The organism is Pseudomonas sp. NCHU5216, assembly GCF_052156495.1.
Classification (GTDB): domain Bacteria; phylum Pseudomonadota; class Gammaproteobacteria; order Pseudomonadales; family Pseudomonadaceae; genus Aquipseudomonas.
This window is the reverse complement of sequence record NZ_JBQLIX010000003.1, coordinates 254,832-269,856: the sequence shown is the minus strand read 5'-3', so window position 1 is coordinate 269,856 and position 15,025 is coordinate 254,832. Positions and strand designations below refer to the sequence as shown.

The 15,025-nt window shown below is 61.3% G+C and carries 12 protein-coding genes; 8 read left to right on the top strand and 4 right to left on the bottom strand.

What is annotated here, in order from left to right; genetic code table 11:
• Window positions 1-201: 201 nt before the first annotated feature.
• Window positions 202-822, bottom strand: coding sequence for a phosphoadenosine phosphosulfate reductase domain-containing protein (locus tag ACSVIK_RS04355; protein WP_277374532.1), 621 nt, complete (start codon window positions 820-822; stop codon window positions 202-204).
• Window positions 823-998: 176 nt separating this feature from the next.
• Between ACSVIK_RS04355 and thrH the strand changes: the two genes are divergently transcribed.
• Entirely contained in the window at window positions 999-1,616 is a 618-nt protein-coding gene (gene thrH, locus ACSVIK_RS04350) for a bifunctional phosphoserine phosphatase/homoserine phosphotransferase ThrH (protein ID WP_442443139.1), read from the top strand.
• 76 nt (window positions 1,617-1,692) lie between these two features.
• On the opposite strand, the gene pabB is transcribed toward thrH, so the two are convergent.
• Both pabB and ACSVIK_RS04340 read right to left on the bottom strand, forming a co-directional pair.
• On the bottom strand, window positions 1,693-3,036 hold the full coding sequence (gene pabB / locus ACSVIK_RS04345) for an aminodeoxychorismate synthase component I (protein WP_442443138.1): 1,344 nt from the start codon (window positions 3,034-3,036) through the stop codon (window positions 1,693-1,695).
• A 75-nt stretch (window positions 3,037-3,111) separates the two neighbouring features.
• Window positions 3,112-3,417 (bottom strand): hypothetical protein, encoded by a 306-nt coding sequence (locus ACSVIK_RS04340; RefSeq protein WP_442443149.1) that lies wholly within the window; start codon window positions 3,415-3,417, stop codon window positions 3,112-3,114.
• Here ACSVIK_RS04340 and ACSVIK_RS04335 point away from each other — a divergent pair.
• The 7 genes from ACSVIK_RS04335 (at window position 3,334) to ACSVIK_RS04305 (ending at window position 13,950) form a co-directional block, all read left to right on the top strand.
• Window positions 3,334-5,916 (top strand): LuxR C-terminal-related transcriptional regulator, encoded by a 2,583-nt coding sequence (locus ACSVIK_RS04335; protein ID WP_442443148.1) that lies wholly within the window; start codon window positions 3,334-3,336, stop codon window positions 5,914-5,916. The two genes, ACSVIK_RS04340 and ACSVIK_RS04335, sit on opposite strands and share 84 nt — an antisense overlap.
• On the top strand, window positions 5,913-8,636 hold the full coding sequence (locus ACSVIK_RS04330; RefSeq protein WP_442443137.1) for a LuxR C-terminal-related transcriptional regulator: 2,724 nt from the start codon (window positions 5,913-5,915) through the stop codon (window positions 8,634-8,636). The genes ACSVIK_RS04335 and ACSVIK_RS04330 overlap by 4 nt, the downstream gene beginning before the upstream one ends.
• Before the next feature lie 238 nt (window positions 8,637-8,874).
• Complete coding sequence (locus ACSVIK_RS04325; protein WP_442443136.1) at window positions 8,875-9,297, top strand: DUF6160 family protein; 423 nt, start codon at window positions 8,875-8,877, stop codon at window positions 9,295-9,297.
• A gap of 84 nt (window positions 9,298-9,381) precedes the next feature.
• The gene (locus tag ACSVIK_RS04320) at window positions 9,382-10,140 is read left to right on the top strand and encodes a C39 family peptidase (RefSeq protein WP_442443135.1); all 759 of its coding nucleotides are present in this window, start codon (window positions 9,382-9,384) and stop codon (window positions 10,138-10,140) included.
• Window positions 10,141-10,178: 38 nt separating this feature from the next.
• Window positions 10,179-11,189, top strand: a complete 1,011-nt coding sequence (locus ACSVIK_RS04315; RefSeq protein ID WP_442443134.1) for a transporter — start codon at window positions 10,179-10,181, stop codon at window positions 11,187-11,189.
• A gap of 18 nt (window positions 11,190-11,207) precedes the next feature.
• Complete coding sequence (locus ACSVIK_RS04310; protein ID WP_442443133.1) at window positions 11,208-12,797, top strand: outer membrane protein transport protein; 1,590 nt, start codon at window positions 11,208-11,210, stop codon at window positions 12,795-12,797.
• A gap of 4 nt (window positions 12,798-12,801) precedes the next feature.
• Window positions 12,802-13,950 (top strand): MalM family protein, encoded by a 1,149-nt coding sequence (locus ACSVIK_RS04305; RefSeq protein WP_442443132.1) that lies wholly within the window; start codon window positions 12,802-12,804, stop codon window positions 13,948-13,950.
• Window positions 13,951-14,033: 83 nt separating this feature from the next.
• Here the strand turns inward: ACSVIK_RS04305 and ACSVIK_RS04300 are convergent, their stop codons facing one another.
• A complete protein-coding gene (locus ACSVIK_RS04300) occupies window positions 14,034-15,023 on the bottom strand; it encodes an alpha-L-glutamate ligase-like protein RloC (protein ID WP_442443131.1) in 990 nt (329 codons plus the stop codon).
• Window positions 15,024-15,025: the final 2 nt, after the last annotated feature.

Genomic DNA, 15,025 nt, shown 5'->3' with positions numbered 1-15,025 from the left:
TTCAAAGAAAAGTGAGTCGCCCGAGGGGGCGAAACAAGGAGTTTCCGAACACACCGAAGCGGCGTCCAGAACACCAACCAAGACAACGAGACCACACACAAATTTGCCAGTCCGGTATCAAGACTGACTTTCCCGAGATTCCGCGAAAAACCTGAAAAAATGGCGCCGTCACAGGCGCCATTTTTCGTTGCGAGGTGGTGGTCAGTGGCTCAGGTGCAGCCCGCACTCACGGTTGTCTTCGCCCTTGGTCGGGTCGAAATAATCGAACTCGTTCGGCAGGTCATGGGCTACCAGATACTGATAAAGATCCTTGGACGTCCAGTGCAGCAGCGGGGCGACCTTGATCAGACCATCCGGGTTGATGCTGATGGGCTCCATCTGTGCACGCACGGCAGTATCGGTGGCGCGCAGGGCGGTGAACCAGACGCCGGGATTCATCTCGCGCAGGGCACGGGTGAAGGGCTCCAGTTTCACCTCTTCGGTGAAGGCGGCATGGCGCGGGTCGTCCAGGGCCGGTACCGGGCCTTCCAGCGCCTCGCGGTGGGCGCGCGAGCGCTTGGGCAGATAGGTGATCAGGTTGAGGCCCAGCTTGCGCGTCACCTCGTCGGCGAAGCGGTAGGTGGCCTCGGTGTTGTAGCCATTGTCCATCCAGACCACCGGAATGTCCGGTTTGACCTGGCTGACCATGTGCAGGATGACCGCCTCGAAGGGGCGGAAGTTGGTGGTGCAGATGGCCGGTTTGCCCAGGCCGATGGCCCATTGCACCAGCTTTTCCGGTTGCTTGCCGTACTCGGCGTTGAGCGCGTCCAGATCGAGTTGCATGCTGAGGATTCCAGATCGTAGTGCGTGAGAGGCGCGATCTTAGCAAAGGCTGGTTATGCAGCTAAATAACGAAGACTGCGCAAGACCTTTGTAGTAGTTATAAGAGGCTGCGTTGCGCCGCTTCGGGTGAGCCGCTAGAGTGCCGCCTCTTGGCTGGTCTCAACGAGGAGTGTCCTGTGGAAATCGCATGTCTCGACCTGGAAGGCGTACTGGTACCGGAAATCTGGATTGCCTTCGCGGAAAAAACCGGCATCGAGTCGCTCAAGGCGACCACCCGTGACATCCCCGACTATGACGTGCTGATGCAGCAGCGCCTGCGCATCCTTGATGAGCACGGTTTGAAGCTGAAGGACATCCAGGACGTGATCGCCACCCTCGAGCCGCTGGATGGTGCAGTGGCGTTTGTCGACTGGTTGCGCGAGCGTTTCCAGGTGGTGATCCTTTCCGACACCTTCTACGAGTTTTCCCAGCCGTTGATGCGTCAACTGGGCTTCCCGACCCTGCTGTGTCACCGCCTGATCACCGACGAGAACGATCGTGTGGTGAGCTATCAATTGCGCCAGAAGGATCCCAAGCGCCAGTCGGTGATCGCCTTCAAGAGCCTCTACTACCGTGTGATCGCTGCCGGTGATTCGTACAACGACACCAGCATGCTCAGCGAAGCCCATGCCGGCATCCTGTTCCATGCACCGGACAACGTGATTCGCGAGTTTCCGCAGTTCCCGGCAGTGCATACCTACGAGGATCTGAAGCAGGAGTTCCTCAAGGCCTCGAATCGCAAGCTCGAGCTGTAACAGGCCGCTGAAAAATCTAGGCGAGGCAATGCAGGTCGTTTTTCAACCGCCTGCTAAGCGGGTCGTCTGCAGTGGCTTACAGGCCTTCGAGCGTTTGTAGCAGCACCTTCACCTTGGTGATCGATTCCTGGTATTCGGCCTGCCAGTGCGAGTCGGCGACGATGCCGCCACCGCCCCAGCAACTGATGCGGCCATCCTTGGCCAGCAGGCTGCGAATGGCGATTGAACTGTCCATCTCGCCACGCACATCCAGATAGAGCAGCGAACCGCAATAGAGGCTGCGACGGGTCGGTTCCAGCTCTTCGATGATCTGCATGGCGCGGATTTTCGGTGCGCCGGTGATGGAACCGCCGGGAAAGCCGCCGGCAATCAGATCCAGTGCGTCCTTGCCGGCGGCCAGCGTGCCGGTGATGCTGCTGACCAGGTGATGCACGTTGGGGTAGCTTTCCAGCGCGAACAGCTCCGGCACCTGCACCGAGCCGATGCGGCAGCTACGTCCCAGGTCGTTGCGCAGCAAATCGACGATCATCAGGTTCTCCGCCCGATCCTTGCCGCTGGCCAGCAGCTCATCGGCGTGCGCGCGATCTTCGGCAAGGTCTTTCGCTCGCGGGCGGGTGCCCTTGATCGGGCGGGTTTCCACCTGGCCCTGGCTGACTCTGAGGAAGCGTTCGGGCGACAGGCTGAGAATCGCGCCGCCGCCGCTCAGGCTCTGGAAACCTGCGAAAGGTGTTGGGCAGGCCTGGCGCAAGGCCAGGTAGGCGCCCCAGGGATCGCCTTCATAAGTGGCCTGGAAACGCTGCGTATAGTTCACCTGATAGCAGTCGCCGGCCAGGATATAGGCCTGAATACGTTCGATGGCGGCCTGGTAATCGCGTGCTGCGAGATCGCCACGAAACGGCTGCAGGAGACGAAATGGTGCCGGCTCGGGGGCGGTTGGCGCGTTGAACAGGGTCAGCAGGCGCTGCCGTTCGTCGCCTGGCAGGCTGGGGTGGAAGACGAGCTGGCTGGTGCCCAGCAGATGGTCGCTGATCAGCGTCCAGGCGTACAGGCCAAGGCTTGCATCGGGTAGCTGCAGATCATCCTCGGCTATGCTGGGTAAGTGCTCCAGGCGTCTGCCGAAGTCGTAAGCCAGATAACCGATCAGCCCGCCGGCAAAGGGGAGTTCGAGGTGTTCGGGAAGCTGGGCCCGACCCAGTTCATGCAGTGCCTGACGCAGGCGCTGAAGAAAGGCCTTGGCCGATTCGTCGGCAATGGGCGCCAGTTCTGCCAATGGCCAGGCGCTCATTAGGTCATAGCGTCCGCGAGTCGCCAGCGGTCGACCAGCATCTAGCAGTACGGCACCCGGTGCCTGGCGCAGACGCTGAAAATAGCCGCTGGGATCGGGCTGGTAGGGCAAGGCATGAACTTGGCAGGTGAGCATGAGGGCCTGTCGGATGAGTCGAAGTGGCGATTGTAATGTGCCGACAACATTCATCCTAGAGCGTCTGCCAGCAGTTTACTTGAGCGCTGATGGCTGTTTAGTATGAGGCCGCGACGCGCTGATTTTTTGCTCCAGAATAATAACGACGAAGGGGTTCAGGCTATGGATGAAGTACAGGATCCAGCCACTGGAGGCCTGCTGCGCTCGAAACTTTCGCCGCCCCAGGCAGCCACTGGTTTCTATATGGCACGACCACGGGTCGATGCAGCCCTTGCGGCCAATCCCCATGTCCGCCTGGTGTTGTTTTGTGCCCCTGCCGGCTTTGGTAAGACCACTGCGCTGGTTGACTTTGCCGCTCGCCGCCAGGAGCAGGGTGTGCAAGTGGTATGGCTGTCGCTGGGTTGCGATGACGATGATCCGTCGCGTTTTTTCCAGCACTTGATCGATGCCCTCGGTCAGGTCGTGCCAGGCTTGGGCCGGGATGCACTCGGTTATCTGTGCAATCCGATGGGTGTGCCAGTGGCAGCGGCCATGGAGCTTTTGCTGAGCGACCTGGCGCGGGTGCAGACCCCCATGCTGCTGGTGCTCGATGACCTGCATCTGATTCAGGACAGCGACCTGCTGGCAGCCCTCAACCGCATGGTCAAACTGGCGCCTGCCAGTTTCATGCTCGCTGCCGGCAGTCGTTCGTTACCGGCGCTCAATCTGGCGACACTGCGTGCCAAGGGGCTATTGCTCGAACTGGGGGCGGACGAACTGCGTCTGAGCCCCGAAGAAATGAGTCAGTACCTCGAGCATGCCGGCGTGCACCTGGACTGCGCTGCACTCAAGTCGCTCTACGCGCATACCGAAGGCTGGATGATCGGCGTGCATCTGGCCAGCCTGTGGCTGCGTAACCAGCCACAACCCGTGGCCTCCTTGCTCGAGCTGGGCAGCGATCAGCATGCCGTCGGCGACTACCTGCTGCATACGGTGTTCGAGCAATTGCCGGCAGAGCGTCAGGAACAGCTCCTGGCGCTGGGCGTGGCACGGCAGCTCAGCGGCGATCTGGCCAATACCCTGACGGGACGTCAGGATGGCCAGCAACTGCTGGAAGAGCTGGAGGCGATGCAGCTCTTCCTGCTGCCGCTCGACCGTGAGCGGCAGTGGTATCGCTTCCATAACCTGTTCGCCGAGTTCCTGCGCGCTCGCCTGCGTGAACGAGATCCCGAGCGTTTTCGCCAACTGCACTTCAATGCCAGCCTGTGGTTCACCAACCATCACATGCAGAACCTGGCCATCGAGCATGCCAGCCTGGCCGAAGACCCGGAAATGCTCGCGGCCTTGCTCGACGGCTGCGGCCTGGAACTGATCAACCGCGGGCAGCTCGGCCTGCTCTACCGGTGGCGTAAGCAGGTGCCTGACGAGGTGGCGAGCCGCTTTCCGGTGCTGGTACTGGCCGATGTCTGGACGCGTGCCACCGATCTGAGCCTAGGCGAAGCCTACCGTCTGCTCGACGAATTGCTCGAGCGGTGGGGCGCGACGCGTGACAGCGGGCCATTGAGCGAGCGCTTGCTGGCCACCCTGGCGATCAAGGCGGTGATCGCCCTGCAGAAGGATGACCTGGACACCTGCGTGCTTCTGGCGCGACGTATCGAGGCGCAGTTGGGGCAACACACGGCCTTTCTCGAGGTGGCCATTCTCATCGTCGGTGCCCTGGCGCTGGTGATGCTGGGTCAGGCCGAGCCGGCAAGGCGCCTGCTGGCCTTGGCGCAACAGCGCAATCATTTCCTCGAAGGCCACTATCTCGACATGCAACTGAGCAACGTCGAGGTGCTGTTGTGCCTGGAGCAGGGCGGTCTGAAACAGGCGCAACTGCTCTTCCAGCAGTTGCGTGAGCGTTTCACCGGCTGGTTCGACCAGCGCTCGCGGGCGCTGGTGCTGCCGACCATCACCGAGTCCCTGATCGATTACCGGCAGGGGCGTTTCGACGGGCTGCAGGAGCGCCTGCGCTGGGCGCTCGCCACCATCGACGTGATCAACCCCATCGATCTCTATGCCCAGGCCATGCTCTGCCTGGCCCGGGTGCAGCGCATGCAGGGGGCGAGCAAGGAGGCCAGCGCCACCCTGGTGTTGATGCAGAACCTGGCGGCCCGCAATCAGTCCTGGCGTTTTTACGTGCAGGCGGTAGGCGAAGAGATTGCGTTGATCCTGCAGGAACCCCAGGTCGATCGCTGCAAACGCGCTGAGCAACGGCTCAAGAGCGTGGACTGGAACAAGCTGGCCGAGCCCTATCAGTCGCGCGCCCTCAACCCAGTGCTGTGGGTGCTAGGGCTGACGCGCATCCGTCTGCAGCAGGCCCGCGGCCATTACAGTGAAGCCCTGCACGAGCTGGCGCAACTGCGTACCCAGTTGCAAAAAGGCCTGCATGATCTGCAGCGCATGCGCCTGGATCTGTTGGCTGCGCTGAGTTACCAGCGCCTGGGCTATCAGGAGCGGGCCCAGAGCCTGCTGGTGCAATGCCTGATCTGCGCCGAGCGCGAAGGGGCGCGCAGCGTGTTCATCGAGGAGGGCGAGGCTATTCGTCAGTTACTGCAGCAATTGGAAGCGGCCGAGCGTCAACCGGCCCTGCAGGGTTTTCTGCGCAGTCTTCTGGGCATCTGGCCTGGGCGCGAGGCGCAACAGGCCATGGACATGCTGGAGGAAGGGCTGACCGAGCGTGAGCGCGAGGTGGTCTGCCTGGCAGCCAAGGGCTTGTCCAATGACGAAATCGGTCAGCAATTGGCGCTGGCGCTCGGTACCGTCAAATGGCACCTGCACAACATCTATGAAAAGCTCAAGGTGCGTAACCGTACCCAAGCCATCCGTCGCGCCCGTGAACTGAGCCTACTCGAACCATGACCGAACAACTTTCATCGAGCCTGCAAACCTTCGCCCTGTTGCGAACCAAGCTGCACCCTCCGCATGCCGAAGGGGCTCCACTGCTCGAGCGAGAGGCGTTGCTCGAGCGCCTGATGGCCGCGCGTAATCAGCGCCTGCTGGTGCTCAGTGCCCCAGCCGGTTTTGGCAAGAGCACCGTGTTGAGCCAGTTTCGCCAGCGCCTGCAGGCCGAAAATGCCCATGTTTCCTGGCTCTCATGCGATGAGGTGGACAGTGAGCCGCCGCGTTTGCTGCAGTACCTGATCGCTTCCATCGAGGCCGTCTGTCCGAATGTCGGCAACAGTGCGTCACGCCTGCTGCAAGGCGACCTGAACTGGAACCTGCTGGCCGTGCTCGATGCCTTTGCCGAGGATCTCAAGGCCATCGACCATGACCTCTACGTGATGCTCGATGACTTCCACCGCCTGCGTTATCCCGCCTTGGCGGAACGGGCGCGCTACCTGCTCGAACGCCTGCCCGAGCATGTACACATAGTGGTCAGTACCCGCTACCAGCCTGGCTTTCTCGACGGCAAACCCATGCTCGAGAGCGGTACCTTCTGGCTGCTGGCCGATGACCTGCGCTTGAATCGCACGGAGACAGCCGCCTATTTTCGTGAGGTCAAGCGGCTGGATCTTGGCGAAGAGGAACTGGATCAGATACATGATCGCACCGAGGGGTGGATCACTGCATTGCATCTGGCGGCGCTGGCTTTGCCCCGGCAACTCGATCGCAGCGCTTTCCTCGCCGGGCTGTCCGGTGCCGAGCGGGATATCGCCGACTACCTGGCCGAAGACGTGGTGGCCAGACTGCCGGAAGGCCTGCAGTTGTTTCTCGACCAGACCTCCATGCTCGATGAGTTCAACGCCGAGCTGTGCAATGCCCTGACCGGTCGTCAGGATGGCGAGGAGATGCTGCAGCGTCTGCAGAGCGAGCAGTTGTTCGTCATCCCGTTGGACGAACAGGGCGAGTGGTTCCGCTACCATCACTTGTTCAGCGATTTTCTCCAGGGGCGCCTGGTCAAGCGGGGCGACCCGGCGCATCTGCTGCACGCAGCGGCACGCTGGTGCGAAAGCCACGACCTGGCCGACAAATCCATCAAATATGCCTTGCGCGCGCGCGATTACGCATTTGCCGCCGAGCTACTGGAGCGCCAGGGCGCGAAACTGATCGCCAGCAACCGGGTGTACGGCATCCTCGCCATTCTCAAGGACATTCCACCGTTGGTGATCAGCGAGCAGCCGGTGTTCCAGATCTTCTATGCCTGGCAGTTGGCGTTCGAGCAGAAATTCGCCGAATCCGAGGCCCTGATCGAGGAGGTCAGCGTGCGCCTGACCCAGGGCCGTGGCCAGGGCATGCACTTCGGCCTGCTCGAACTGCTCGCCGCTGCCCAGGTGCTCAAGGCGCTGGTGCTGCTCTACCAGGACAAGCTCGAGGCTTGCCTCAAGGTCGCTGGCCACTGGCTGGCGCTGGTTCCGCAGAATCAGCCGGTCTTTCGGGCCAGCCTGGCGTGCGTGCAGGCGGCGGCACTCGCCTTGCTGGGCGAATTCGGTGAGGCGGCCAAGGCCATCGCCGTGGTGCGCGACAACCTGCGCCAGTGCGAAAGCGAATATTTACACGTGATGTCCAGCCTGATCGAGGCGCTGATCTGCAAGGAGCATGGTGAGCTCGAGCGCGGATGTGCCCTGGCCGAACGTGCCAGAGCACGGGTCGATCAGGTGTTCGGGCGCCGCAGCCGGGTCGGTGGACCGCTCGCCCTGGCCTATGCCGACCTGCTGTACGAGCAGGATCGGCATGCCGCCATCCTCGCCGAACTGCCCCTGGCCACGACCTGGCGCGATGTGGCGACGCCGGTCGAGCTGATCAGCCGTGGTCAGTTGGTGATGGCTCGGGCGCGTTTCTTCGCAGGGGAGGCCGAGCAGGGTCTGGCGCAACTGGATGAATGGCTCGGTGGCTTGCAAGGAATCGGTTACGAGCGAGTGTTTGCCATCGTCATGGGGTGCAAGGTGCAGTTCCTGCTGTGGTTGCGTCGACCCAACGAGGCACAGCGCATTCTGTTGCAGATGGAGCGGCATATCGCCCCCTTGCCCATCGAGCGTTATGGTGATGCGCACACTGCCTGGGCGCTGGCCGAAGCCCGCCTGGCCCTGTTCGAGCGGCGTGTGGAAAAGGCTCTGGTGAGCCTGGAAAACTGTCTGGCCAAGCAGGACGCCGAGCATCAGCGCGATCGGCGCTTGCGTCTGGCGCTGTTACTTTCTGTTGCGTACTGGCGAAAAGGTAACAGCGACAAGGCTTTCGAGCTGTTCGGCAACACGCTGGAAGAAGCCTGGCAGTGCGGTTACCGTCGCTTGTTCCAGGACGAAGCCCTGTGGCTGCTGCCTCTGTGGGACGCCTGGAGCGAGGCGCTACCCAAGCGGGCCGCCGCCTGGTCGCAGGTGCCTGAATTGATGCGTGAGCAGTGTCGTCGCCTGGCTGTAGATCCTCATGATTTCGAGGAAAATCAAGATATTAGCCCGCGCGAGCGAGAGATCCTGCGGCTCGTGGCGGCTGGATTGTCGAATCGTGATATCGCCCAGGCCGTGCACCTGTCGGAAGCCACCATCAAGTGGCACCTGCACAATCTGTTTGCCAAGCTCGGGGTGCGCAGCCGGACTCAGGCCGTGCTCAAGGGCAAAAGCCTGGGGCTGCTCAGTGAGGCCTGAGTTCCGTAAGGCGCGCGGCAAAGCCTTCGCGCCATTCGTTGGATGGGCTGGCAGGGCGTCGGCTGGTTAGTAGCTTGTAGCCATCGCGAAGCGCAATGTGCTTCGAGAGTCCAAGCCTGGCACACCTAGGGAAGTCGTGACAGGTCTGGAGACCGGCATCTGCCGGTCAGGCTGCTCGTGACAGGACGTCACCGGCAGAGCCCGGGGAACCCCCATTTGAACTGTGGAGATAACAACAATGATGACCCTGAAAAAAATCGCTCTTGCCGTTGCCGTCGTGGCGCTCCCCTTCGCCGCCCATGCTGACCTGAAAGCGCTGGATGATTCTGCCCTGGCAGACGTCACCGGTCAGGCAGGCATCAGCATCTCCGGTAACTTCAACGCCACCATCGGCTCCGTCGTGTACACCGATACCGACGACAACGTGACCGACGGCAGCAACACCCTGAGCCTGAATACCGTCACCCTGTCGGGCTTCAACATCGACGACAACGCGCCGCTGACCATCGACGTGGCTGACAACAAGCTGCAGATCGGCCTGCCGACCATCAATGGTCAGGTCAGCGTTGGTGCGGTGAAGGTTGGCGACAGCACCATCGGTGGCCTCGCCATCAACAACCTCAACATGGCTGGTTCTACCGTCAAGGTCTGGGGTCATTGATCTCTGCTTGAATGGTATACGGCGACCTGAGTGCAAGGCGTGGCTCAGGTCGCCACTTCTGTCTGGTAGTCGTCGGAAAGCAAGATGATCGAAATCCTCGTGGGCAGCCTGATCGGCCTGTTCGGTTTTACCGAGGCTGTCGACACCAAGCCGCCACCCGCCGGCACCGTCAATATCGGCCAGGCCGCCCTGAATCCCGTGCAGCGTGAATCGGTGGTGCTGGAACCGATGAGCCAGCTGCAGTTTCGCAACGTTACCCGCCAAGCCTACGACTACAGCTGTGGTTCCGCTGCCTTGACCACGGTGCTCGACTATTTCCTGGGGCGCAACCTGCAGGAGCGCCAGGTGATGGAAGGTTTGCTGCGTTTCGGCGAAGCGGAAAAGATCGTCGAACGCCGCGGCTTTTCCTTGCTCGACATGAAGCGTTTCGTGACGGCGCTGGGTTACAAGAGCGGTGGCTTTCGTGCTTCCTTCAGTGACCTGGAATCCCTGGAAAATCCGGCCATCGTGCCAATCCACTATGCGGGCTTCAAGCATTTCGTGGTGGTACGTGACGTCTATAACGATCATGTTTTCGTGGCCGACCCGGCTCTGGGCAACATCAGTTTCACCCGGGTGCGCTTCGAGGAAATCTGGGATCAGAACGTCTTGTTCGTGATCTTTCCCAGCGGTAACGAGCCGCCCAATGCGCTGGCTCTGAGTGAGCGCGATCTCCGCATCATCGATGATCGCACCATCAGCCTGCTGGCCTTTCGCGAGTTTCCGCAAATGGCCAAGTTCACCACCAACCAAGCCGACCAGTTGGGCTCGGGAGGGGACATTCAGTACATCCGCCGCAAGTGATTTACCCGGCATAACAATAACGATCTGGGAGCAGCGTCATGGGATTTTCGGTATATGCGCGGCTGGCATTCGTGCTACTGGTCGCTGCACAGACGCAGCAGGTGTTTGCGGAGCAGACCACGGTTGACGACGCGCGTGAGGCGTTGACCAAGAAAGAGGATGACGCCGACAGCGCCAAGGCGCTGGAGCAAGTATTCCAGGCGGCGGAAAAGAGCTACACCCTGCTCAAAAAGGGTGAACGTACCCTGACCTACGGTTTCGATTATTCGTTGCTGCGCGACACGCAAATCCAGACGGTGCGTACCGGTAACAACGTGTTCAGTGTCGTCGGCCAGAGCGAGGCGCAGCACACCTTCACCAACTCCTTCACCTTCGACTACGGCGTCTGGGACAATCTGACGTTCAGCATGCGCGTGCCCTTCGTCGCCAAGTACGACACCGAGCGCGACATCAATACCAACAGCCTGGGCGACCTGTCGCTCAGTCTGCGTTGGCAGCCCTGGTCGTCGGAGCGGGGCAAGCCGGTCACCACCCTGTTCGCTACGCTCGGCCTGCCCACGGGGGACAGCCCATACGACGTCAAGGTGGACAGCGGTCTGTCTACCGGTAATGGCTATTACAACCTGGGCTTCGGCGCCAACCTGTCCTATGTGGTCGACCCGGTGGTGCTGTTCGGCTCGCTCGGTTACACCTACAACATGCCGGTGCGCAACGTCGACCAGGTGCGCGGCGGGCGCCTGTTGCGTTCGGTCGATCCGGGATCCAGCCTGGCGCTCAGCATGGGCTTCGCCTATGCCCTGTCCTACGATGTATCCCTGGCCACCTCGTTCCAGATGTCGCATAACCTGGCGCCGACCTTCACATTTGAGGATGCCAAGTTCGAGGGTACCGAGCAGACCAGCGCGGTGATGAACTTCTCTCTTGGTTTGCGTACCTCGCCGGATCGTATCGTCAACATCAACGCCGGCTTCGGTATGACCGAAGACTCCCCCGATGTCCTGCTCGGATTTTCCTTGCCCTTGGACATCAAGGGTCTGAAGCCTCAATAAGCAGCGAGTACGACTCTCATGAATTCTCGTGCAATGCTGCAGCCCTTGCTGTTGGCGGGCCTGACGCTTGGCTGGTGGCTGCCGGCGCAGGCGCAACTGGCCAATAACCTCACCATCGGCAACCCCAAAGCCATGGCCATGGGTAATGCCGTGACGGCCGACTCGACTGGCATCGACGCAGTGCATTACAACCCGGCGGCCTTGACCAAACTCAAGGGGCGGATGACTACGCTGAAGATGATCAGCGGCGTCATGGACATCCGCGCCAAGTTCGATCCGCGTGAAGGCTACAATTTCTTTGGTTACGACGACGATCCGTACAAGAACTCCAGCACCCGTACCACGACGCCGGCCATGTACCTGCCAGGCCTGGGGGGCATGACCGAAATGCCGCTGCTGGCGGCACCGCTGGCGGGGCTTTCGATCAACCCGCCGGGTTCCAAGTTCACCTTCGCCACCAACGTCTATGCGCCCATGGCGCTGGGCTATTCGCGGGATTCCGACAGCGATCCGGGACGCTTCCAGGGCCGTCAGGTGTCCCTGCAGCGCATAACCTACTTCTCGCCATCGCTGGCCTATCAGGTCAACGACGAGCTGTCGCTGGGGCTATCGATCGGCTTCTCGCACCAGGCCATGGCGCTCAATCAGGATTTCCGTAACCCTAGCTTGCTCACCGGGCTGACCCAAGAACTGAATAGGGCGTTATGTCAACCCGGTTTGCAGGAGCTTTTGGGAGCATTCTTCAACGTCTGTGGTGGCAGGATCGGGCCATTCGACTCCCTGGCCAACCTCCAACTCGATCTGCAGCAGAGCCTGTCACCCACCTATAACCTCGGTATTCTCTGGGAGCCCACCGACTGGTTCGCTTGGGGCGCGACCTACCAGAGCGAAGCGCGGATGCATCTGCAGGGCAAGTATCGCATCGAGTACTCCAAGGACTGGGCAGGCTTCTGGAGCGGTTTGCAGGGCTCGTTGTTCGGTGCCATCTTCAGCCCATTGTTTCCCTATGGAGCGCAAGAGGAGAGCGGTAATGCCTCGCTCAAATTGACTTATCCGGACTCCTTCAGCACCGGCATCAAGGTGCGGCCCTTCGACAAGTGGCAGTTCAACTTCGACCTGCGTTGGGTCGGTTACAGCGACTGGAACAATTTCGAGATCGAGTTCGATCGAGAGTTGGATATCCTGCGCATCGCCAAGACCTTCAGCAGTGAGTACGCGACCAACCGTAGCATCATCCTCGATCGCGGTTATCGCGACACCTGGAGCTGGGGCGTCGGCGTGCAGTATGAGCTCAACGACCGCCTAGCCCTGCGTGCCGGCTACGAGTACCGCCCTTCGGCGATTCCCAAGGACAAAGCCGATGTGCTGGCCCCGGTGGGCGATGCCGATCTCTACGGGCTCGGTTTCGCTTATCGCTGGGACAAGGACACCACCATCGAAGCCGGTTTCAACTACTTCGTCTCCAAGCAGAGCATCCCGGCGGGCAGTAGCTGTAACGCTAACTGTGAAGGTCTGGACAAGCTTGTCTATAACCCTTATGCCGGGCTCAACATCGAGACGACGGTGAAGGCCTATATCTTCTCCCTCAGTTACACCACGAGGTTCTGACATCATGCGCCTGCTGCTGTTGGCCTGGCTGTTGCTGGCTTGCCTACCTTCATTGGCGGCCAGCCGTTACCTGACCTGGGTGGATGACCTCGGTCGGGTGCACAACACCTTCGTCGACGAACGCTTCGCCGAGCAGCAGCGCAGCGCGCAACGTCGTGCCGAACTCAGCGATCAGGCGCGCCTGGGCGAGAGCGGCAAATGGCCGGGCAGTGCGCCGGACACGGGCGAGAGCAAGCGGCGTTACTACACCTGGGTCGACAGCGGTGGCCAGTTGCACAACGGCTTCTATCTGGGCGAGCGCAACCGCGAAGGCGGGGAGCGTGACCAGTTGCTGGGTACGGGAGAGCGGGTCGGTGACTACATCGACGCCGATGAGCTGGAGGGGCGTGGTTTCGCTCGTAGCCAGTCCGACAGCCGTTACTACACCTGGGTCGATGAGAAGGGGCAGATGCACAACTCGCCGGTGTTGGCGCCCGGTCGGCAGAACAAGCCGAGCGGGGCGCAGGCCGTGCATTACAGCGAAGGACGGCAGGTAAAGTTCGAGCCTGTGGCGAGCAAGCTGCCGATGCTCGATGGCCAGCCTAGTGCGGCGATGCAGGCGCTGCTGGAGGGCAGCGAGACGCGTGGTGATGGCCTGTACACCGAGTTGTTGCAACTTTGTTGCGGGCAGATGCGCGAGAGTGATTTCACCCCCTTGTCTGCCGATGAACCACGTTACGAAGAGCTGAGCCGCTATTCACCGAGCTTCGACTTTCCCATGGGGCGCAGCTATTACGCGGCCTTGAGCCTGCCTGCATCGCGCCAGACCTACGGTCTGCGCGTACGCAGTTTCGCCAATCGCCAGGTGGTGTATCCCTCACTGTTGTTTCTCGATGAGGCCAAGCGACCGACGCGGCTGGTCAGTGATGCGGTGTACCAGCTTCATCCGGAAACCTGGTACCGCTATGCCTTCATCGAGGGCACGGTCAAGGTGCGCGCCGAGCAGGGCGAGCGCTACGTGCTGCTGCTCACCACGGATGAAGACCGCAGCCTGCAAACCCTCGACAACAAGCCGTTCAAACGGCCTCTGCAGGCGCTGGCCGTGGACGAGGCGGGCATGCAGCGACATGCCCATGGCGACGAAGGTGAGTTCGAGCTGGCCATCGTGCGTTAGGCGCAGAGGGGAGGGCAGGACGCCCGGATTGCATCCGGGCTACGCGGGTTACGGGCTCGTGTGAGGCGCAACCCGCGCTGCGTTCAATCGTCCTGCTTGATCGCGATGTTGCCGAACAGCTCCTGGGAGAAGCGCACGCGCTCCTCGGCGTTCTCTTGAATGCCCTTGGCTTTCAGTTCTTCCAGGTGCGCTTCGACGGCGTGGGTGCGCTTGGTCAGGCCGCAGTCGTTGGCGATCTGGATGTTCAGGCCGGGGCGGGCGTTGAGCTCGAGAATCAGCGGGCCCTTGTCCTGATCCAGCACCATGTCCACGCCGATGTAGCCCAGGCCACACAGCTCATAGCAGCCAGCGGCGAGCCGCATGAACCCGTCCCAGTTCGGCAGTTGCACGCCGTCCACCGCATTGGTGGTGTCCGGGTGCTTGCTGATCTTGTTGTTCAGCCAGGTGCCGCGCAGGGTGACGCCGGTGGCCAGATCCACGCCGACACCGATGGCGCCCTGGTGCAGGTTGGCCTTGCCGTTGGACTGCCGGGTGGGCAGACGCAGCATGGCCATCACCGGGTAGCCCATCAGCACGATGATGCGGATGTCCGGTACACCTTCGTAGCTGATGCTCTTGAAGATGGTATCCGGGGTCACGCGGTACTCGATCAGCGCGCGGTCGCGGTGCCCGCCAAGGGAGTACAGGCCGGAGAGGATGCTGGAAATCTGCTGTTCCAGCTCCTCGTGGCTGACGATCTTGCCGGAAACCGTCTTGAAGCGATCCTCGAAACGATCGGCGATCACCATGATGCCGTCACCGCCGGCACCCTGCGCCGGCTTGATGACGAAGTCGTTGCGCCCGGCGATGATCTCGTCGAGCTTGTCGATGCCTTTCTCGGTTTCGATGATGCCGTACAGTTCCGGCACGTCGATGCCGGCCTCGATGGCCCGCTCCTTGGTGATGATCTTGTCGTCGACGATGGGGTACAGGTGCCGTTTGTTGTACTTCAGCACGTAGTCCGCATTGCGTCGGTTGATGCCCATGATGCCCTTGGCTTCAAGGGCCTTCCACGTCTTGATCAGGCCGAACATGG

Excerpts from the sequence above, each read along its gene's own strand:
- ACSVIK_RS04355 (WP_277374532.1), bottom strand. The coding sequence starts at position 822 with ATGCAACTCGATCTGGACGCGCTCAACGCCGAGTACGGCAAGCAACCG.
- pabB (WP_442443138.1), bottom strand. The coding sequence starts at position 3,036 with ATGCTCACCTGCCAAGTTCATGCCTTGCCCTACCAGCCCGATCCCAGC.
- ACSVIK_RS04330 (WP_442443137.1), top strand. The coding sequence starts at position 5,913 with ATGACCGAACAACTTTCATCGAGCCTGCAAACCTTCGCCCTGTTGCGA.
- ACSVIK_RS04325 (WP_442443136.1), top strand. The coding sequence starts at position 8,875 with ATGATGACCCTGAAAAAAATCGCTCTTGCCGTTGCCGTCGTGGCGCTC.
- ACSVIK_RS04320 (WP_442443135.1), top strand. The coding sequence starts at position 9,382 with ATGATCGAAATCCTCGTGGGCAGCCTGATCGGCCTGTTCGGTTTTACC.
- ACSVIK_RS04315 (WP_442443134.1), top strand. The coding sequence starts at position 10,179 with ATGGGATTTTCGGTATATGCGCGGCTGGCATTCGTGCTACTGGTCGCT.
- ACSVIK_RS04310 (WP_442443133.1), top strand. The coding sequence starts at position 11,208 with ATGAATTCTCGTGCAATGCTGCAGCCCTTGCTGTTGGCGGGCCTGACG.
- ACSVIK_RS04305 (WP_442443132.1), top strand. The coding sequence starts at position 12,802 with ATGCGCCTGCTGCTGTTGGCCTGGCTGTTGCTGGCTTGCCTACCTTCA.
- ACSVIK_RS04300 (WP_442443131.1), bottom strand. The coding sequence starts at position 15,023 with ATGTTCGGCCTGATCAAGACGTGGAAGGCCCTTGAAGCCAAGGGCATC.